The organism is Vibrio sp. TMPB1044, from assembly GCF_030442075.1.
Lineage (GTDB): Bacteria > Pseudomonadota > Gammaproteobacteria > Enterobacterales > Vibrionaceae > Vibrio > Vibrio satsumensis.
Map to the genome: position 1 here is coordinate 113,367 of NZ_JAUJED010000003.1, position 19,970 is coordinate 133,336.

At 45.0% G+C, this 19,970-nt stretch carries 17 protein-coding genes; 12 read left to right on the plus strand and 5 right to left on the minus strand.

The features are described 5' to 3' along the window. Positions 1-21 precede the first annotated feature (21 nt). From lpoB to QQ041_RS00915, 4 genes are all read left to right on the plus strand, one after another. Positions 22-612, plus strand: coding sequence for a penicillin-binding protein activator LpoB (lpoB, locus tag QQ041_RS00900; protein ID WP_048658277.1), 591 nt, complete (start codon positions 22-24; stop codon positions 610-612). Between the two features lie 203 nt (positions 613-815). Then, positions 816-1,670 (plus strand): phosphotransferase, encoded by an 855-nt coding sequence (locus QQ041_RS00905; RefSeq protein ID WP_146491831.1) that lies wholly within the window; start codon positions 816-818, stop codon positions 1,668-1,670. Positions 1,671-1,778: 108 nt separating this feature from the next. Continuing rightward, on the plus strand, positions 1,779-2,318 hold the full coding sequence (gene ycfP / locus QQ041_RS00910; RefSeq protein ID WP_060982857.1) for an alpha/beta hydrolase YcfP: 540 nt from the start codon (positions 1,779-1,781) through the stop codon (positions 2,316-2,318). Between the two features lie 489 nt (positions 2,319-2,807). Continuing rightward, positions 2,808-4,097, plus strand: a complete 1,290-nt coding sequence (locus QQ041_RS00915) for an NAD(P)/FAD-dependent oxidoreductase (protein ID WP_285952906.1) — start codon at positions 2,808-2,810, stop codon at positions 4,095-4,097. A gap of 110 nt (positions 4,098-4,207) precedes the next feature. Here the strand turns inward: QQ041_RS00915 and QQ041_RS00920 are convergent, their stop codons facing one another. The 4 genes from QQ041_RS00920 to QQ041_RS00935 all read right to left on the minus strand — a co-directional run bounded on the left by QQ041_RS00920 (position 4,208) and on the right by QQ041_RS00935 (position 9,772). Beyond that, positions 4,208-4,753, minus strand: coding sequence for a GNAT family protein (locus QQ041_RS00920; protein ID WP_146491832.1), 546 nt, complete (start codon positions 4,751-4,753; stop codon positions 4,208-4,210). Between the two features lie 151 nt (positions 4,754-4,904). After that, on the minus strand, positions 4,905-5,672 hold the full coding sequence (locus QQ041_RS00925) for a peptidoglycan binding protein CsiV (RefSeq protein WP_146491833.1): 768 nt from the start codon (positions 5,670-5,672) through the stop codon (positions 4,905-4,907). A gap of 62 nt (positions 5,673-5,734) precedes the next feature. Further along, a complete protein-coding gene (mfd, locus tag QQ041_RS00930; RefSeq protein ID WP_285952907.1) occupies positions 5,735-9,196 on the minus strand; it encodes a transcription-repair coupling factor in 3,462 nt (1,153 codons plus the stop codon). 6 nt (positions 9,197-9,202) lie between these two features. Next, the gene (locus QQ041_RS00935; RefSeq protein ID WP_285952908.1) at positions 9,203-9,772 is read right to left on the minus strand and encodes a PilZ domain-containing protein; all 570 of its coding nucleotides are present in this window, start codon (positions 9,770-9,772) and stop codon (positions 9,203-9,205) included. Positions 9,773-9,999: 227 nt separating this feature from the next. On the opposite strand from QQ041_RS00935, the gene lolC reads away from it, so the two are divergent. The 3 genes from lolC to lolE are packed head-to-tail and all read left to right on the plus strand — an operon-like array spanning position 10,000 to position 13,138. Then, entirely contained in the window at positions 10,000-11,208 is a 1,209-nt protein-coding gene (lolC, locus tag QQ041_RS00940; RefSeq protein WP_285952909.1) for a lipoprotein-releasing ABC transporter permease subunit LolC, read from the plus strand. Then, a complete protein-coding gene (lolD, locus tag QQ041_RS00945) occupies positions 11,201-11,893 on the plus strand; it encodes a lipoprotein-releasing ABC transporter ATP-binding protein LolD (protein WP_146491837.1) in 693 nt (230 codons plus the stop codon). The genes lolC and lolD overlap by 8 nt, the downstream gene beginning before the upstream one ends. Continuing rightward, on the plus strand, positions 11,894-13,138 hold the full coding sequence (gene lolE, locus QQ041_RS00950; RefSeq protein ID WP_285952910.1) for a lipoprotein-releasing ABC transporter permease subunit LolE: 1,245 nt from the start codon (positions 11,894-11,896) through the stop codon (positions 13,136-13,138). A gap of 231 nt (positions 13,139-13,369) precedes the next feature. On the opposite strand, the gene QQ041_RS00955 is transcribed toward lolE, so the two are convergent. Beyond that, positions 13,370-13,882, minus strand: coding sequence for a DUF2062 domain-containing protein (locus tag QQ041_RS00955; protein ID WP_060982848.1), 513 nt, complete (start codon positions 13,880-13,882; stop codon positions 13,370-13,372). Between the two features lie 17 nt (positions 13,883-13,899). Between QQ041_RS00955 and QQ041_RS00960 the strand changes: the two genes are divergently transcribed. Genes QQ041_RS00960 through kdsB form a run of 5 tightly spaced genes read left to right on the plus strand, consistent with a single transcriptional unit; the run spans position 13,900 to position 19,938 of the window. Further along, complete coding sequence (locus QQ041_RS00960; protein ID WP_285952911.1) at positions 13,900-16,230, plus strand: DNA internalization-related competence protein ComEC/Rec2; 2,331 nt, start codon at positions 13,900-13,902, stop codon at positions 16,228-16,230. A gap of 31 nt (positions 16,231-16,261) precedes the next feature. Next, positions 16,262-18,010: a lipid A ABC transporter ATP-binding protein/permease MsbA gene (gene msbA / locus QQ041_RS00965; protein WP_285952912.1), complete on the plus strand. Its 1,749-nt coding sequence runs from the start codon at positions 16,262-16,264 to the stop codon at positions 18,008-18,010. Positions 18,011-18,024: 14 nt separating this feature from the next. Beyond that, positions 18,025-19,032 carry a tetraacyldisaccharide 4'-kinase gene (gene lpxK, locus QQ041_RS00970; protein WP_146491840.1) on the plus strand — a complete coding sequence of 336 codons (1,008 nt, stop codon included), beginning with the start codon at positions 18,025-18,027 and terminating at the stop codon, positions 19,030-19,032. Further along, entirely contained in the window at positions 19,013-19,192 is a 180-nt protein-coding gene (locus tag QQ041_RS00975) for a Trm112 family protein (RefSeq protein ID WP_004736429.1), read from the plus strand. The genes lpxK and QQ041_RS00975 overlap by 20 nt, the downstream gene beginning before the upstream one ends. Further along, entirely contained in the window at positions 19,192-19,938 is a 747-nt protein-coding gene (kdsB, locus tag QQ041_RS00980) for a 3-deoxy-manno-octulosonate cytidylyltransferase (protein WP_146491841.1), read from the plus strand. The genes QQ041_RS00975 and kdsB overlap by 1 nt, the downstream gene beginning before the upstream one ends. Positions 19,939-19,970 lie beyond the last annotated feature (32 nt).

Here is a 19,970-nt window from a genome sequence, read left to right on the forward strand (position 1 = left end):
GTGATAAGTTGAGGAAACAAAATGAAAAAGAGTGTCATTGCGCTACTAGGTTTAGCGGTTATTTTAGGCGGTTGTTCGAACAAGGTAAGCTACGGTGATGCACAAGCAGTAGAAACCACGACAATCGATTTCGGTTCAACTGACCTTCAAACGATTGCGGGTGAAATGGTCGATAGCATGATGGCGTCTGGTTCAGTGGCTTACATTACTCGTGAACAGCGTCCAATCGTGTTCGTTGAGCGTATCAAGAACAAAACAAGCGAGCACATCGATACTGAGTCAATCACAGACACAATCAGTACTAAAATGCTGAATTCTGGTAAGTTCCGTTTCGTTGATATGGACCGTGTAGAGTCTGTTCGTGACCAACTGAACTTCCAAAACAATGATGAGCTAGTAAACCAAAGCTCAGCAATCCAGTTCGGTAAAATGGTTGGTGCTCAGTATATGTTGTACGGCAACCTATCAAGCATCGTTAAGAAAGCGGGTAGCGACGAAGACGTGTACTACAAAATGACTATGCGTCTGATGGACCTTGAGTCTGGCTTGATTGAATGGGCTGACGAGACCGAAATCCGTAAGCAACAATCTAAGAGCCTACTGGGTCTTTAATCTCGCTTACTCGCCAACTATGCGCAGCCAGTTTTGACAGCGTCTAGTCTTGGCTGACCATAAGCTTGACAGTGCTCAATCTTGGCTGCATATAGGTTGGTCGTACGCCAATGCAGCACATGATGCGCTGTTTATTAAGAGACACTGGCTTTTGGTCAGTGTCTTTTTTGTAGGGAAATGAAGACGTTTATAGGGAATAAGCAATGGCAATTTTTTCTTGGTCTGAGGCTAAGCTTCTTGATACCAGTTTGAGTTCGCTTGATGGTTACTTTTCTGAGCCTCCAGCCAGAGCGCAGACACTAACTGGTGGATTGACCAATCGATGTTGGAAGCTAGTAGCTGCCGATGGCACTGCTTACGTTTGGCGGCCAACCACACCTATCACCAAAGCGTTCTTCATCTCTCGTCATGAAGAGTATCAAGTGCTCTCGACGATTGAGCGTCTTGGTATTGGCCCAAGCCCGATGGTGGTGAATGAGCAAGGGTTATTGGTTGAATGGATTGATGGTGAGACTCTTTATGAAGGGTTAGACATTGAAGACCTGTTGAAAACGTTGATCTCAGTGCATCTGGTTAACACTGCGCGATTGCCGCTCCAACCTTTCAGTTTCACAGCGCGAGTCGACCACTATTGGCTTCAGCTTGATGCGATTCATAAGACCGAAACCTGCACTAAGATTTATCAAGAGTGGCGCGTGGCCCCGAGTGTTACCAATGTCGACCTGTCTTTGTGCCATTTTGATTTAGGTGGTTATAACCTAGTGAGAAACAGTGACGGTATTAAGATTATCGACTGGGAATACGCCGCGCTAGCCGACCCTAGGCTCGACTTAACCCTGACCATTGCGGTTACTGGAGTGCAGGCCAATGAAGCGGTTGAGAAGTACTGCCAGCTGCGAGGCATCCATGATGTTCAGCCTTGGCTAGATGGTGTAGAAGCGTGGTTACCGAGAAGCCAAATGATGGCAATGCTTTGGTATTTACTTGCTCATCAGCTTTGGGGCGATGAAAGTTATTTGCAGGAAGCAGAGGCTCTAAGTCACACTTTATGTAGCTAGGATCACGTTTAGGAAGTGAAAAATATAATTTCGGTGGTCTTCCCTTTAAAACCTTGTTTTTCGTGTTAGATTGATCAAAACGTACCAATATTCAATGGGGGAGGTACAATGATTATCTATCTACATGGCTTCGACTCAACAAGCCCGGGCAATCACGAAAAAATACTGCAGTTGCAATTCATTGATGATGACGTTCGTTTCATCAACTACAGTACTTTGCATCCAAAACACGATATGCAACATTTGCTTAAAGAAGTGCATAAAGTGATAGAGCAATCCGACGATCCGCATCCAATTATTTGTGGTGTAGGCTTAGGTGGCTTTTGGTCTGAGCGCATTGGTTTCTTGTGTGGTATTAAGCAGGTGATTTTCAATCCAAACTTGCAACCTGAAAACAACATGGTAGGTCGAATTGACCGTCCTGAAGAGTACGAAGATATTGCGACCAAGTGTGTTGAGCAGTACCGTATGAAAAACAAAGGTCGCTGCCTAGTGGTGCTTTCTCGTGAAGACGAAATTCACGATAACTCCAAAACGGCTGCAGCGCTAGAAGATTACTACGACGTAATCTGGGACGATAAAGAGAGTCATAAATTCAAAAAGATCTCTCAACATCTTCAGGCAATGAAAGCATTTAAAAACGCTTAAATTATTCTGGTTATTTTATAAAAGCAGCACTCATTTGGGTGCTGCTTTTTTGTATCTGGATAACAAAGGTTACTATTGATGATGCTATCGTAGCCGCTATGTTAGCGAGCTTGCGCAAACGTTAACTATTTTGTGGCGAATCCTCATTGTGGATAAGGATTTTTGTTGCGGTCATCTTTTTGCTATATATAATGTTCCCAAGCAAAATATTTTGACAAATATCAAAAAAAATTGAGAGCGAGTGAAAAACTTGCCCATTATTTGCGCTCTATCTCTCAGCTAGACGCCTTTTTATCCATGTGAGCAAAGCGACAAACGAATGTTTGTTGTTTGTAACCCCTCTAACTACTCGGTGAGCTGTCGTTATTCTTTTTCGCGGTTATCCAATATGTCACAGCCTTATCAACAAGGCCGAGTAGATACATAGAATTTATCGGTTGGAGTAATCGGACCGAACCCCATTTATTCATTTTGTAGAGGATTGTCATTGTGACAAAAATTATCGTAGTAGGCGGCGGTGCTGGTGGTTTAGAACTAGCAACTAAGCTAGGCCGAACTTTAGGTCGTAAGAAACGTGCCCAGATCACTCTGGTAGACCGTAAAGCAAGCCACCTATGGAAACCATTACTTCATGAAGTAGCAACTGGCTCACTGGATGAAGGTGTTGATGCATTAAGCTACCGCGCACACGCAAAAAACCATTACTTCGATTTCCAAATGGGCAGCCTGAACGACATCGATCGTGATCGTAAAGTGATTGCATTGAGTGAGTTGACCGACGAGCACGGTGAACTGCTGATGCCAAGCCGTGAACTTGAATACGATATTCTTGTTATGGCGCTAGGTTCAACGTCGAACGACTTCAACACTCCAGGTGTTCGTGACAACTGTATTTTCCTTGATAGCCCAGAACAAGCGCACCGTTTCCGTACTGAAATGAACAACCAGTTCTTAAAGCTTCATGCTAAGAACGGTCAAGGTACGGTAGACATCGCGATTGTTGGTGCAGGTGCGACAGGTGTTGAGCTTTCTGCAGAGCTACACAACGCAGTTAAAGAGCTTCGCACCTACGGCTTCGGTGATCTAGATTCAAGCAAGCTGAATGTTAACCTTGTTGAAGCAGGTGAGCGTATTCTTCCAGCGCTACCTCCTCGAATTTCAAGTGCTGCACATTCTGAGCTAACAAAGCTTGGTGTGAACGTTCGTACTAATACTATGGTGACTCAAGCTGATGCTGATGGTCTAACAACCAAAGACGGTGATAAGATCCCTGCTCAAATCATGGTATGGGCGGCAGGTATTAAAGCGCCGGACTTCATGAAAGATATCGGTGGTCTTGAGACTAACCGTATCAACCAACTGGTTGTGAAAAATACGCTGCAAACGACACTGGATGACAACATTTTTGCTATCGGTGACTTGGCACAATGTACCCAAGCTGATGGTTCATTTGTACCACCACGTGCACAAGCGGCTCACCAAATGGCAAGTTGTGCATTCAGCAACATCATTGCTAAGTTGAATGGTCGTGACCTGAAAGACTACCTCTACAAAGACAAAGGCTCGCTGGTTTCACTAAGCCGTTTCTCTACAGTAGGTAGTTTGATGGGTAACCTGACCAAAGGTTCGATGATGGTTGAAGGTCGTATTGCTCGTGTGGTTTACATCTCTTTGTACCGCATGCACCAGATGGCGCTTCACGGCTTAATCAAAACATCACTGATGATGTTGGTTGGTCGTATTAACCGTGTACTTCGTCCAAACCTAAAGCTTCACTAATCAGGTAAGCCCTCTAAGGGGCTTACGCTGATAATAAAAAAGAGCTCTTCGGAGCTCTTTTTTGATCGTGTCGATTACGTGCTATCGCTGGTTGCAAACTAACTAAAGCGTTAAGAGGTTGGAGGTAGCACAGAATAAACCACGCCATCTTTTGGCTTACCGTTAAACAGAAATCGATTCTTGGCAATGGTTTCTCTTTCGGCTCCACACTTCTCTATCAGCTTTTGGCTGGGTAAGTTCTCGGTATCACAGACAATCTCTAAACGCGTTAACTTCAGTTGTGCGAAGCAAAATTCGAATAGGGCTAGCATCGCTTCTTTGGCGATCCCTTTTCTTTGAAATTCATCACCAACCCAATAACCTAAACTCGCCATATTAAAGGTGTGGTAAAGCTCATTGATCGCCACCATGCCGACAAGCTTATCGCTTTCTCGCTCAAAGATACCAAAGCCAAACGCGTCGGCTTTGACCCAATTTAAACGAGTTGCCAGAATGAATTTTTCTGCTTCGACGATAGAAAACTCATCGTGGCACCAGTCGACCCATGGCAGCAAGCTAGGGGAGGACTTGATGAGCTGTGAAAACTTTTGAGCATCGGAAGCTTCAATAATCTTCAGACTGAGGTTTTGTGTGTTGATCTGAAATTCAGGGCTCATAGGGTGTACCAATTAAATTTATAAGTACCTGCTGAAAGTAGCCAGCACTTAATAAAACGCCCTCACAATGGAGGGCGTTTTGAATGATTAATATGAGTATAGCTTGGGCGCCAACAGAGTAACTGGTTCAGTCGCTATATCTCTGGGCTGGTTACTGAGCGACGCGACGAACTTGAATCACCATGCCAAGAAGCGGGTGGTCAAGGTAGTGAGTTTCTGTACTGCGCATACGACGTTTTTGGTCCATGCGGTAGCTCTTAAGGAACTCTTCCACTTCAACGGTTGGAGAGATTTCGGTTAGATTACCCACCTGAACATTGCTTTCGGCACCGCTTACTGGTGAGTCTAGCTCGATTTGTTGTTCTTGTAGAGTGACTTCACGAACGCTTGGTGCTTTTAAATCTAGGGTCGTTTCAGCATATAGGTAGTGCTGTACGTAGATTTGCAGCTTACCGTCTAATTCGTAGAGTGGCTTATCAATAGTCTCTTCTTGGAAGCCATCGGCATTTTCTGTAGTTACTGCACCTTTCTCAGAACCGTCAGCATTAAACTGTTTAGAGAAGTCTTTACCTGCTTGAATGTGGAAAACAGGTGCTGAGCTCTTACCTTGGTCACCTTGACGCCAAGCCGTATGCATCAGGACTTCAAAGCCTGCGTGTTTACGTAGCTTGTCTTTCTGAGGTGTTAACTTGTATTCCGAATAAGGAAGCATTTTTACGCCTTTCTTTGCTCGGTATTGGGTGTCTTGAAATGAACCAACGCGTTCAAGCGAAATCTTTGGCTGTGTATTTGGCCAAGACTCATTCACTTTCTCTGCATCAACTGCGCGCTTGAAAATGATCACTTCTATATCAAATTGTCTCTGCGCCAAGCTTGGCAGTGAGACGAACAATAGTAGCAGTGGGATCAGTCTTTTCATTTTTACTCCGTCTTCCAGCCGAACTACCGGCCGGATAATTTATATGTGCAGTGGATTGGGTCTTATGCTGAAGGCAGCAAGTTTTGTCTGAATTCGCCCAATATATCACTAACAAATTGAATTCGTTTCCGTCTGTCGACCAATGGTATCGTAAACTTGAACTTTGTTGGTCCTTCCATTGAAAACTTTTGCGGTTGAGATTGCAACAGTTTAACAAGGTAGGCCGGGTTTATGTCAGCATCCGGGTAGAATTCTAAGAATCCACCCTTATCGTGCGCTTCAATTTTCTTCGCTTTGATTGACGCCGCGGCTAATTTTAGCTCAGAAACTGACAACAAGTTCTTGGTTGCATCAGGCAGAAGGCCGAAGCGATCAATTAGCTCGACTTTCAACTCGGCCAATTCGTCGGTGTCACTCACACTCGCAATACGCTTATAGGTAGACAAACGTGTATTGATGTCTGGGATGTAGTCATCAGGCAACAGTGCAGGCAGGCGCATCTCAATTTCAGTTTGTTCACGCAGTAGGTCATCAAGTGATGGCTCTCGACCTTCCTTCAATGCTTCAACCGCTTGTTCAAGCATTTCCATGTACAAGGTGAAGCCAACCGACTGGATTTGACCACTTTGCTCATCGCCTAACAGCTCACCTGCACCACGAATCTCTAAGTCATGGGTTGCTAGCGTAAAGCCTGCACCTAAGTCTTCAAGTGAAGCTATCGCGTCTAATCGCTTGACGGCATCTTTGGTCATTGCTTTCGGGGGAGGTGTTAGCAAGTAGGCATAAGCTTGGTGGTGAGATCGCCCCACACGCCCACGCAATTGGTGCAACTGTGCTAAACCAAGGTTATCGGCTCTGTCCATTAAGATGGTATTGGCCGTTGGTACATCGATACCGGTTTCGATGATGGTTGTACACACTAGCAAGTTAAAACGCTGGTGGTAGAAGTCATTCATGATGCGTTCCAGTTCGCGCTCTCGCATTTGGCCATGAGCCACGGTAACGCGCGCTTCTGGAATCAGCTTCTGTAGTGACTCTGCTGTTTTCTCAATCGTGTCGACTTGGTTGTGCAGGAAGTAAACCTGACCACCACGCATAATTTCACGCAGCACCGCTTCTCTGACGATCGCATCATCACTCTCGCGAACGAAGGTTTTAATTGCCAAGCGTCGTGCGGGTGGTGTTGCGATGATAGACAAATCACGCATACCACTCATTGCCATGTTCAGCGTTCGCGGGATTGGTGTAGCAGTGAGCGTTAGGATGTCGACATCCGCACGCATCGCTTTCACTTTCTCTTTCTGACGCACACCGAAGCGGTGTTCTTCATCGACAACCAGCAAGCCAAGGTCTTTAAACTTAATATCACTAGAAAGCAGCTTGTGAGTACCCACCAAGATGTCAACCTTACCCTCGGCGACATCTTGCATGATCAGTTTTTGCTCTTTAGCTGATTTAAATCGAGACAGTACCTCAACACGAATCGGTAAGTTGGCGAAACGGTCTCGGAAGTTTTCAAAGTGTTGTTGAGCAAGCAGGGTGGTTGGCACTAACACGGCTACTTGTTTACTGTTGTCGGTACATACGAATGCCGCGCGCATCGCGACTTCAGTTTTACCAAAGCCAACATCACCGCACACCAAACGGTCCATGGCTTTTGCTTGGCACATGTCTGACATAACAGCATTGATGGCCATTGCTTGGTCATCGGTTTCTTCAAATGGGAAACCAGACTTAAAAGTCGCGTATTGGCCACGGTCGAGCACAAATTTGTAGCCAGGTTTCAGCTCACGCTTAGCGTAAACATCAAGCAGCTCCGCTGCAACATCACGTACTTTCTCCGCGGCGCGTTTACGAGCTTTTTGCCACGCTTCGCCACCGAGTTTATGCAGTGGTGCAGAGTCTTCTGCGCCGCCAGAGTAACGTCCGATTAAGTTCAAAGAAGCAACAGGTACGTATAACTTGGCATCGTTTTGATACTCAAGGGTTACGTACTCGGTTTTCATGCCACCGGCTTCGAGTGTTTGCAGGCCTATGTAGCGACCAATACCATGGTCAATGTGAACAACCGGTTGACCCGGTTTAAGCTCCGCTAAGTGACGGATTACAGTATCGCTGTTTACGCTTTTCTTATCTTTCTTACGGCGTTGAATAACACGATCGCCTAATAGATCGCTTTCACAGATAAGGGCGATGTTTTGTTCTTCGTGGATAAAACCATGTTCAGCGGAACCGAGAATCAGGCTGAACTTGTCTTTGCCGTTAATCGCTGTATCGAGGTTTTCAACTTCGCTAGGGCGAACTTTGATGCCTCGAAGTAATTCACTCAGTGCTTCACGGCGACCTTCAGATTCAACCGAAAAGACGACTTTACCGTCGAAGGCTTCAGTGAACTTTCTTAGGTTTGCGAGTGGCTCTTTATTCTGATGTTGAACGCTGAGATCAGGCAGAGACACAACCGGAAGGTTGGTACGTCCGGCTTTCTCTTCAATCGAATCTAAGCTTAGGTTTACCTGCGGCTTCTGCTTAAAGTGTGCGAACAGTTCGTCTTTTTGGAGCCACAGTTGTTCAGGAGTAAGCAGTGGTCGTAATGGATCAACACCACGCTGTTCGTATCGATGAGCAACATCTGAGAGGAAAGCATCAACTGCAGTTTCAACATCACCTAGAACGAGAATTTGCGCTTCATCGGCAACGTAATCAAACAAGGTTTCTGTGTGATCAAAGAATAGAGGCTGCCAATACTCAATACCAGCAGGCCATGTACCTTTTGATACCTGCATGTAAACCGATTCTGGTTCACGTCGTGCATCGAATTGTTGACGCCAACGAATACGGAAATCTTCAATTGCTGTTTCCGAAGTTGGGAACTCGTGCGCGGGTAATAGTCGAATTTCAGAGATGTCTTCGATAGAACGTTGGTTCTCTGGATCGAAGGTTCGAATGGTGTCGATCTCGTCATCAAAGAAGTCGATACGATAAGGGTCTTTACTGCCCATCGGGAACAGGTCAAGAATAGAGCCACGGCTTGCGTACTCGCCCGGGCCAAATACCTGATCAACGTAACGATAGCCAGATTTTTCAAGCTGCAGGCGCAGTTTCTCTAGTGAGTAAAGATCACCAGTTTTCACCATTAGAGTGTGCTGTAGCAAGAAGTCACGTGGTGATTGGCGCTGGAGTAGCGTGCTGATCGGCACGATCGTGATGCCGTCTTTTAAGGTCGGCAAGGCATAAAGGCGCGCGATACGATCAGAAATGATCTCTTGGTGTGGTGAGAAGCTGTCGTAAGGCAAAGTTTCCCAGTCTGGGAATAGTGCAACTTCACTCGCCGTAAACTGTTCAATTTCAGATTGCAGCTTGAGTGCGATTTGTGGATCTGGCACAGCAAGTACAGTATGACTGTTGTGTTGCTCTGCGAGTTTAGCGATAGCAAGAGCGAGAGACGAACCAACAAGGTTACCAATGTGCTTTTTGTCACCGGCTCCTTTGAGGGTTGGTAGGGTAAAAATAGATTGTTTGGTCATGTTAATTTACTTGTTATCTCGGTCTAGAGAGCGTTGACGCAAAAGTTTCTGTTGTTGATGAAGCGCCGCTTTGATCAGCAGGTCTTGGTCGGTATCGCGAAGATGAGCGTATTTGAAGTTAATTTCGAAACCTGAATCTTTAGGCTGGCTTGCAAACACTTCCGCGTAGCAGTAAATCGCTGCGGCAGGATGCTCCAAGAACAGCTTAGCTTTTACTAAGCGACCCGGCTCGATGTCTGTCTTAGCAAAACAGGAAAATTGGCTCGCACCGAAGGAGTAGGTGTGAGTTCGAAACTTCTCATCATCTTGCTGCGATAACATAAAGCTCAACAGCAGGTTTAATTTGGAGTTCTGTGCATCCAATAAACTGGTGACATTCTTCAAGTCGCTGTTTTTCAGTTCAGCACGAGCACTGTCAGCTAGCAGATCCAATTGGCTAAATTCACTTGCCACTACAAACGGGGCTGGGATCTCAGATTCGAATTGAATTTGAGAAGGTAAAGTGAAGCCGCTGTCCATTGGTTCAATATTCGCGGTAAGGCTGTGGTGAACGGTGAAAAACTCTTGTTCTGTCATGCGTTAGTTCCTTGAAGTGATCTATTGATTATCGCTATGTGGCCGCAGTAATCAAGGTCAGTTAATTGAAAGTCTCAAATAGTTGTTTGAAATTTGGCTATTTGACAAGGTTCTGTTTTTCAAGCCTAACTAATTGAGTTAATTCACTCTATATTTTCAATTACCCCCTACACAGTAACAGCAATACCCGTTACATTAACCCGCATCCCTTTTAGATGGTTCAAAGTATGTTTCATCCTATTTCGTTGTTTGTTGGCCTACGTTATTTGAAAGGCCGTTCAGGTGATCGCTTTAGCCGTTTTGTTTCTTATATGTCGACGGCAGGTATCACCATTGGCGTTTTGTCTTTGGTTACTGTTTTATCGGTAATGAATGGATTCGAAGCGCAGTTAAAAGACCGAATTCTTGGTGTTCTTCCTCAAGCGGTGGTTTATGAACAGGGCGGTACCACCTCTCTTTCTGCTCAAGCGCCTAATTTTGCAGAGCAAATCTCGCTTAATGGTCACGTTGAACCGATTGTCCGCAGTGAGGCGGTAATTCAAAGTCCTGCTCAGTTATCTGCAGGGCTGTTAATCGGTATTGAACCTAATTCTGATGACCCTCTTCAAGACCATCTAATTGCAGGTCGATTGTCTTCACTTAAAGCGGGGCAATACCAGTTGTTCCTCGGTCATACTTTGGCGAGAAACCTAAAGGTATCTATGGGGGATAAAGTTCGCCTGATGGTGACCAGCGCTAGCCAATACACACCGCTCGGACGTATTCCAAGCCAACGAAATTTCACCGTTGCTGGTATTTTCAATACGGGCTCTGATATCGATGCTCAATTGATGGTGACCGATATTAAAGATGCTGGGCGTTTGATGCGCTACAAATCAGGTACCATTTCAGGCTGGAGACTGTTTTTTGAAGACCCGTTTGAAGTCGCGGAGTTATCGACTCAACCATTACCTGAAGGTTGGTTGTGGAGTGATTGGCGAGACCAACGTGGTGAGCTATTCCAAGCCGTTCGTATGGAAAAAAACATGATGGGCTTAATGCTTGGGCTTATTATCGGTGTTGCTGCTTTCAATATTATTTCCGCGCTTATCATGGTGGTGATGGAGAAGCAATCTGAAGTCGCGATTCTTAAGACCCAAGGCATGACCGATGGTCAAGTGATGGGGATCTTTATGGTTCAAGGTGCAAGTAGCGGCGTGATTGGCGCGCTATCGGGTGGCGTGTTAGGCGTTGTATTAGCCATGAACTTGAATACTATTTTAGAGGCGATGGGGGTTGCTCTGTTCTCATTTGGTGGCCAGCTACCAATTTTGATTAATCCGATTCAAATCGCTGTTGTTGTGGTTTTGGCTATTGCACTTAGCCTGATTGCCACTGTATTCCCTTCTTATCGTGCATCGTCTGTGAAACCTGCTGAGGCCCTCCGTTATGAGTAATTTTCTTCAATGTAATGATATCCGTAAAACGTACCGTGAAGGCTCGTTAGATACTGAGGTGCTCAAGGGAGTCAGCTTTGAAATCGAAAAGGGTGAGCTAGTAGCAATCATCGGTACCTCTGGCTCGGGCAAAAGTACCTTGCTGCATATCTTAGGCGCATTAGACGACGCTTCTGCGGGCAGGGTGAGCTTTCTTGGTCAGGACCTAGCATCTTTGAGTTCGAATAAGCAGGCCAAGCTTCGCAACCAGCATCTTGGCTTTGTTTATCAATTCCATCACCTTCTTTCTGATTTTTCAGCGTTAGAAAATGTAGCAATGCCGTTGTTGATTGGTGGTGAAAAGCCAGCTAAAGCAAAACAAGAAGCGCAGCGTTTGCTTGATAAGGTTGGATTGAGTCATCGTGTCGACCACCGACCTTCAGAACTTTCTGGTGGTGAGAGACAACGAGTGGCGATTGCTCGTGCATTGGTGAATAAGCCTGCTTTGGTTTTGGCGGATGAGCCAACCGGTAACCTCGATCACAACACCGCACTTTCTATTTACGACTTAATGCGCGAACTGAACCGTGAGTACGATACTGCTTTTTTGGTGGTCACTCATGATGGTGAGCTGGCTGGAAAAATGGACCGCCAACTTCACATGCAAGACGGTTTACTGGTCAACGTAGAAAAAGAGGAGAGCTAAGTGTTTTCTTCTTTATCTTTATTGATAGGCGGTCGCTTTAGCCGAGCGAAACAACGAGACAAAATGGTGTCGTTTATCTCTTTGTCTTCGACGATTGGTATTGCGGTTGGCGTAGCCGTGATCATTATCGGTTTATCTGCCATGAATGGTTTTGAACGAGAGCTTGAATCGCGAGTACTTTCTGTCATTCCTCACGGTGAGTTTGAAGGTGTGAATAAGCCTGTGACTCGTTGGGAACATGTTATTGAGGAGTCGGTAAAGCACGATAAAGTCATTGCTGCGGCGCCTTATGTAAAAATTACTGCGCTTGCAGAAAAGGGTAAAGAGCTGAAAGCGATCGAAGTTCGAGGCGTTGACCCACAACTTGAGCAACAAGTCTCGAGTTTATCGAGTTTTATTGATAAGCAAGCTTGGAGCGATTTTAAGGCAGGGCAACAACAGATTATCTTGGGTTCTGGTGTAGCTAATGTGTTGGGTGCGAAAGTCGGTGATTATCTGACTTTGATGATTCCAACGGTGAATGGTTCTGTGAAGGTCCAGGCGCCAAAACGTGTTCGAGTGAAAGTGGTTGGCTTACTGAGGCTTAACGGACAGATAGATCACAGCTTGGCTCTCATCCCTATTGGTGATGCTCAAGTTTACGCGAACTTAGGTGAAGCGGTGACTGGAGTTTCCTTAAAAGTGACCGATGTTCTGAACGCAAACTCGATTGTGCGTGAAGTTGGTAACCAGCTCGATGTATATGTGTACCTGCGAAGCTGGCAACAGAAGTTTGGCTTCTTGTATCGAGATATCCAGTTGGTTCGCACTATCATGTATCTAGTGATGGTACTGGTTATTGGTGTGGCTTGTTTCAACATAGTTTCGACCTTAATGATGGCAGTGAAAGACAGAGCATCAGAGATCGCAATTTTAAGAACAATGGGCGCATCAGACGGCCTTGTGAAGCGCATCTTTGTTTGGCAGGGCGTATTCTCAGGCGTGTTAGGCAGTTTAGTGGGGAGTGCGATCGGCGTGTTGGTGGCACTTAATCTCACCACGCTTATCAAAGGGCTTGAGAAGTTGGTCGATCACCAGTTCTTGTCGGGTGATATCTACTTTGTCGACTTCTTGCCATCACAACTGAATATGATGGATGTAATTGTCGTTTCAGGGACAGCGATTGTGTTGAGCTTGCTGGCAACATGGTACCCAGCATCACGGGCGGCGAAGTTAAACCCAGCCTCGGTGCTTAGTTCAAAGTAATGCTCGAAGCCATGGTCTAAGTAATACGCCCTGTAATTATTTGCGATATATAAACGGCGTAAACAAAAAAGGATCCCTGATGGGATCCTTTTTTATTGAATTCAATTCGTGTTGTTTGCGACTTTGGTTACATACCAATATTGCAGAGTTCTGTTGTTCATCTGACTTTAACTTGTGTGTGTTTTAAGTAAGGCACATACAAGGATAGATTGGATAACAAGGAAAAGTTGTTCAGTACCTTGCTTGTCGCTTCTTCCAACTTCTTACTACTGAATAGCGCCATAAGCCGCGGATACCAAAGTAGCCAATCATCGCTGAAGCCACGCCACAAATCATACACCCTAGCAGGAATGGAGGCCCGATGGTGCTCATTTGCGCCAAGATGAAGTCCCAAGACAGTTCGAAATGAAAAGCTTGAGGTGGCACATGCATAACAAAAGCCCCAACTTTATAAGCAAAGTAGAAGAGAACGGGCATGGTAACTGGGTTACTGATCCAAACAAGTGCGACAGCCAAAGGTAGGTTAACGCCACATGCGACAGCAAGGCCTGCAGACATAATCATTTGGCTTGGTAGAGGGACAAACGCCATGAATAACCCAACAGCGAACGCGCCGGCCGCAGAGCGACGATTAAGGCACCATAAGTTGGGGTTGTACAAAACATTGCCAAAAACTCTCAATGCTTTCTGACGCTTGATTAGCTCATGGTCAGGCATAAATCGTTTGATAAACTTTCTTGGCATAGGAGGAAGCTACTCTCTTGTTTAACACTTGGTTCTTGATTTCATTTGCTGCGACAGTTGTGTCTGCCAGCTTTTGGCCTGTGATGCCACATTGGGTTTGGGCATCATTGATGCTTTTGTTACTTATAGCATCAACAAAGTATAGCGTTTTCCGGAGTGCAAGAGGTCCAGTAACAGCATTGATACTAGTTATTTGCCTTGGGAATACAATTGAAATACAGACAAGTCGATTATTTCAATCTGGGCAGAATACTACCATAAATGCTTCGGTTGTTAGCCTTTTTAGTGAAAATAGCCACGGTTTTGAAAGTGTAATAGTAGCCAGATCAATTGGCGGCGAAAAATTAATCTTTCCTCAATTGATAAAATTACGATTATTTACTCCTTTTAAGTTAACGCTCGGAGATGACGTCTACTTATCTGCGTCCATAAAGCCGGTATGGGGCAAACTCAATGAAGCGGGCTTTGATCTAGAAAAGTACTTGTTTAGTTCCGGCGTGGTTGCCAATGCAACTTACAGAGCCGATACCAAATATCGGATTCACTCTAGCACGAGCTTGCGATCTCAATGGTTTGAAACCAGCCTTGGAAGGTTAAGCCAGCTAGAAAACAAAGACCTCATTATGGCTTTAAGTTTTGGCTATCGAGCTCTAATTAATCCTCAGCGTTGGGATTTGCTTAAAAGTAGTGGCTTGATCCACTTGATGGCTATCTCGGGGCTCCATATTGGGATTGCCTTTGGTATCGGTTATCAGGTCGGAAAGATATTCAGGTTACTGTCACCTTCATTTCTTTGGTTACCCACAATATTCGGGCTCGGTTTAGCCTATTTCTATAGTTGGTTTGCTGGATTCACGCTACCTACATTAAGAGCTTTGGTGATGTGTGTCATCGCAAGTTACTTTTTATGGCGTGGACAAAATATCAGTTTGCTCCGATATGTTGGTTTAAGCTTGTGCGTGGTTCTGCTGATTTGGCCATTTTCAGCATTGTCGAGCAGCTTTTGGTTGTCATTTGGCGCGTTGGGCGCCGTTCTTTATATTGCGTTGAATAGTCAGCCATCCTATTCAAACTCAACATTTATCGACCGAGCACTACAGCTCTTCAAGATTCAGCTAATGCTGACATTCCTGATCACACCGTTTTCGATGATGTTCTTTAGCGGAGTTAGCTTAGTCTCTGTTTTCTACAATTTACTCCTTTTGCCTTGGATATCGATGGTGACAATCCCGCTGTTGTTTTTGGCAATGTTTCTCAGCTTAATATCGGAGTCAGTGTCTGGCTTGGTTGGTATAACAGCGCTAGACAATGGTTTGGTTAGTCAGCTGTGGAAGTTGGTCGACTTGTCGCTTGAGCCTCTCGTATTTAGCCTTCCTTTCTCTGAGCCATTTTGGATTCAAGTCGATAATCATGTGATTGCGCTATCTGTATTCCTTATTTTGTTTTTGGGTTTTGTTAGTCGATATCTCAAGAGAACAGTATCGATATTGGTCATTGCAGTATTTGTGCTGTGGTGGGAATTCGGCAAACCCCAGCAAGGAAAATTAACCATAGATATATTAGATGTCGGACATGGGTTGTCTTTGGTATTGGAAAAGAACAATCAAGTCATTGTTTACGATCTTGGTAATGCATGGCCAGAAGGTTCGGTTGTCGAATCCTTGTTGATTCCTACTTTGAATCAGAGGGGGATTTATGAATTAGAAGGCGTGATTGTGAGTCATTTTGATTCTGACCATGCTGGTGGCTATCCGGCGTTACTTGAGAGCTACGCTCCTAAGTGGATAAGAACCAGTCAGAATATTAATCAACAAACACAATATACCACTCAAACTCGGTCAAATATTCAAGCATGTACTATTGGAGAGGCTTGGAACTGGCAAGCTCTTTTTTTTGAGGTGTTGTGGCCTCCCAAACAAGTGAAGAGGGCGTATAACCCACATTCGTGTGTGGTCAGGCTCTCGGCACCCAGTTTAGAGTTTTCGATGTTACTCACTGGTGATATTGAACTGGTAAGTGAGTGGTTACTAGCTCGTGAAGGTGAGCAGCTCAGGAGTGATGTAATGCTTGTTCCGCATCATGGTAGTGACTCGTCGTCGATTAAACCGTTTATTGAGGCCGTGTCACCTCAGCTAGCGATAGCTTCTTTGGCCAAAGGCAATCAGTGGGGAATGCCGAGCAGATCTGTTGTGGGACGTTATCAGGAAGCAGGGAGTACCTGGCTTGATACTGGAGAAAGTGGACAAATAACCATCACTCTTAGTGAAGAAGGTTGGCAATATCATACGATTAGAGAACAACAAGGCAGGCAGTGGTATAGGCAGATGCTTCGTAAGGGAGTAGAATAGATAGATTATTGTGAGAAAATTAAGCGATTCTATGTCAACACAAACAGATGAAACTACCTGGGTCACATTTAAAAGACTTTGGACTTATATTCGACTATATAAGGCCGGCCTTGGTGTTGCGGTTATTGCGCTTATTATAAATGCCGTCTCTGATACTTATATGATTTCCTTACTAAAGCCGTTACTTGATGAAGGCTTTGGTAATGCTGAATCTGACTTTTTACGCACGCTTCCAATCATTATCTTTGCCATGATGTTCATTCGTGGTGTCAGTGGTTTCGTCTCAACCTATTGCTTGAGCTGGGTTTCTGGCAATGTGGTTATGGAAATTCGTCGCAAAATTTTCAGTCATTTCATGCACATGCCTGTTTCTTTCTTCGATAAAGAACAGACAGGTGCGCTGCTATCTCGAATTACTTACGATTCTGAGCAAGTGTCTGCCGCGACGAGTAAAGCGCTAGTCAGCATTGTGCGTGAAGGTGCAAGCATTATTGGCTTGCTAACATTGATGTTCTGGAACAGCTGGCAGTTGTCTTTGGTTCTATTTGCGGTTGCTCCTCTTGTTGCGTGGGCGATCAGCATTGTATCGAAGCGATTTAGAAAGATTTCTAAAAACATGCAAACTAGCATGGGCCACGTTGCTTCTTCTGCGGAACAAATGTTAAAAGGCCACAAGGTGGTTCTTACTTACGGTGGTCAGGATCTAGAAAAACACCGCTTTGACAAAGTAAGTAACCAGATGCGCCAACAAAGCATGAAGTTAATCACCGCTCAAGCCGCTGCTAACCCGATCATTCAAATGATCGCTTCGGTTGCGATTGTAGTGGTTCTTTTCTTGGCGAGTGTCGACTCTATCAAAGCAGAACTAACGCCGGGTACATTCACTGTTGTGTTCTCTGCAATGTTTGGTTTGTTGCGTCCACTAAAAGCACTAACTAACGTAACGTCTGAATTCCAACGCGGTATGGCAGCAAGTACCACGCTATTTGGTTTGATGGATCTAGATACAGAACAAAACAAAGGCACGTTGAAACCTGAAACCGTAACTGGTGAAGTTGCAGTAAAAGATGTGACGTTTACTTATGATGGTGCAGAGAAACCAGCACTTGATAAGGTGAGTTTCAATATTCCGAAAGGTAGGACAGTCGCACTTGTCGGCCGTTCAGGTTCGGGCAAGAGTACCATCGCTAACCTGTTTACTCGTTTCTATGACGTAGACTCAGGTTCAATTGAGCTTGATGGCCACGACATTCGTGATTACGAATTGAGAAACCTACGTGAGCACTTTGCTCTTGTTTCTCAAAATGTTCACCTGTTTAACGATACGGTCGCGAACAACATCGCGTATGCCGCAGAAGAGCAATATACTCGTGAACAGATTGAACACGCAGCCAAGCTTGCTCATGCGAGTGAGTTTATCGAAGGCATGGAAAATGGCATCGATACCGTTGTTGGTGAAAATGGCGCAAGCCTTTCTGGTGGTCAAAGACAGCGTATTGCGATTGCACGCGCTCTATTAAGAGATGCACCTGTGCTGATTCTTGATGAGGCGACGTCTGCATTGGATACTGAATCAGAGAGAGCGATTCAGTCTGCATTGGAAGAACTACAAAAAGATAAGACTGTATTGGTGATTGCTCACCGTTTATCTACTATCGAGCAAGCCGATGAGATCTTAGTGGTTGATGATGGCCATATTGTAGAAAGAGGCGCGCACGCAGAACTAATCGCACATGATGGCGCTTATGCGCAGTTACACCGAATTCAATTCAGTGGATAAGATTAGGTCTTGTTGTGATCGAAAAGATTTGGTTTAACAATCACCCTTTGAAATATCTTCTCTGGCCGCTATTGTGGCCACTGAGTCTGCTGTTCAAAATGATCAGCGGTCAACGTCGTGACGCTTATCTATCGGGGAAGAAAGAAACCTACCGTCCACCACTGCCAGTAATTGTTGTTGGTAATATTACCGCTGGTGGTAATGGTAAAACACCAGTTGTGATTTGGTTGGTTGAGATGTTGCAAGCCAACGGCTTTAAACCAGGTGTGGTGTCGCGAGGTTATGGAGCTAAAGCGCCAAGCTATCCACTCGTACTAGATGAAAATACACCAGCCGAATATTCGGGTGATGAACCTCGTTTGATTCGAAAGCGAACTGGTTGTCCTGTTGCGGTTGACCCTGTACGGGCGAATGCAGTAAAGGCTTTGTTGAGTGAAGGTGTTAATGTCATCATCACTGATGATGGTCTCCAGCATTATGCGCTTGAACGTGACATTGAATTTTCAGTTATCGATGGTGCAAGACGTTTTGGTAATGAGTGTTTGATTCCACTCGGTCCATTACGAGAGCCAGTATCACGTTTGGATGATGTAGATTTCTTGATTAATAATGGCGGAAAGGAGCAAGGGCGAGAGTTTTCAATGTCTTTGCAACCAAGCCAAGCTGTGAATCTAAAAACTGGTCAGAAAATATCGGTAGCAGAACTGCAGAAGCTTGTGGCTTTTGCTGGAATAGGTCATCCGCCACGCTTTTTTAAAACATTAAACGATCTTGATGGTGATGTGGTTTTCACACAGGGCTTCGCCGACCACCAAGATTTTGATAAAGATGAACTTCATGCCTTAGCTAAGAAAGGCATGAATCTGATTATGACAGAAAAAGACGCTGTAAAATGCGAGGAATATGCTCAAGACAACTGGTGGTATCTTCCAGTTTCTGCGCAGTTTGATGAAGGTTCGCAACAGCAAATTTTAAAAAGAATAAAAGAGGTTATGGAATACTATGGATCACCGTCTACTTGAGATCGTTGCTTGCCCTGTATGTAAAGGTAAACTAACTTTTGACAAGGATAAGCAAGAGCTTGTTTGTAAAATTGATCGCCTTGCTTACCCAATTAAAGAGGGTATTCCTGTTCTTTTAGAACCTGAAGCTCGCACCGTTTCTATGGATGAGGGTAAGTAATGTCTTATACGGTTGTTATACCTGCAAGATATCAATCGAGCCGTTTACCAGGAAAGCCACTTGCTGACATTGGTGGCAAGCCGATGATTCAATGGGTATACGAACAGTCAATGAAGGCGGGTGCCGATAACGTTATTATCGCTACCGACGACGCTCGAGTTGAAAAAGCGGCTAAAGCATTTGGCGCGACCGTTTGTATGACATCACCGAATCATGAGTCAGGCACTGAGCGCCTAGCTGAAGTGATTGAAGTTATGAATATTCCTGATGATCATATAATCGTGAATGTTCAGGGTGATGAGCCACTTATCCCACCTGCGATCATTAATCAGGTTGCGAACAATCTTGCGAACAGTACTGCTCCGATGGCAACGTTAGGTGTGGAAATCACTCATGCTGATGAAGTGTTTAACCCTAACGCCGTTAAAGTTGTAACCGATAAAGACGGTTATGCCTTGTATTTCAGCCGAGCAACCATCCCTTGGGATCGCGATGCTTACGCGAACAACGGTACTGCAGCGGAATCTCCTTTGCTGCGTCATATTGGTATCTATGCTTATCGAGCGGGTTTCATCAATACCTACATCAACTGGGAACCAAGTACTCTTGAGCGTATTGAGTGCCTAGAGCAATTACGAGTGCTTTGGTACGGTGAAAAAATCCATGTAGATGTTGCGGCTGAAGCACCAGCTGCTGGTGTTGATACGCCTGAAGACCTTGAAGCGGTTCGAGCTATTATTGGCTAAGCTTCTTTGAGCGACTACTTCTTTGCTCTACA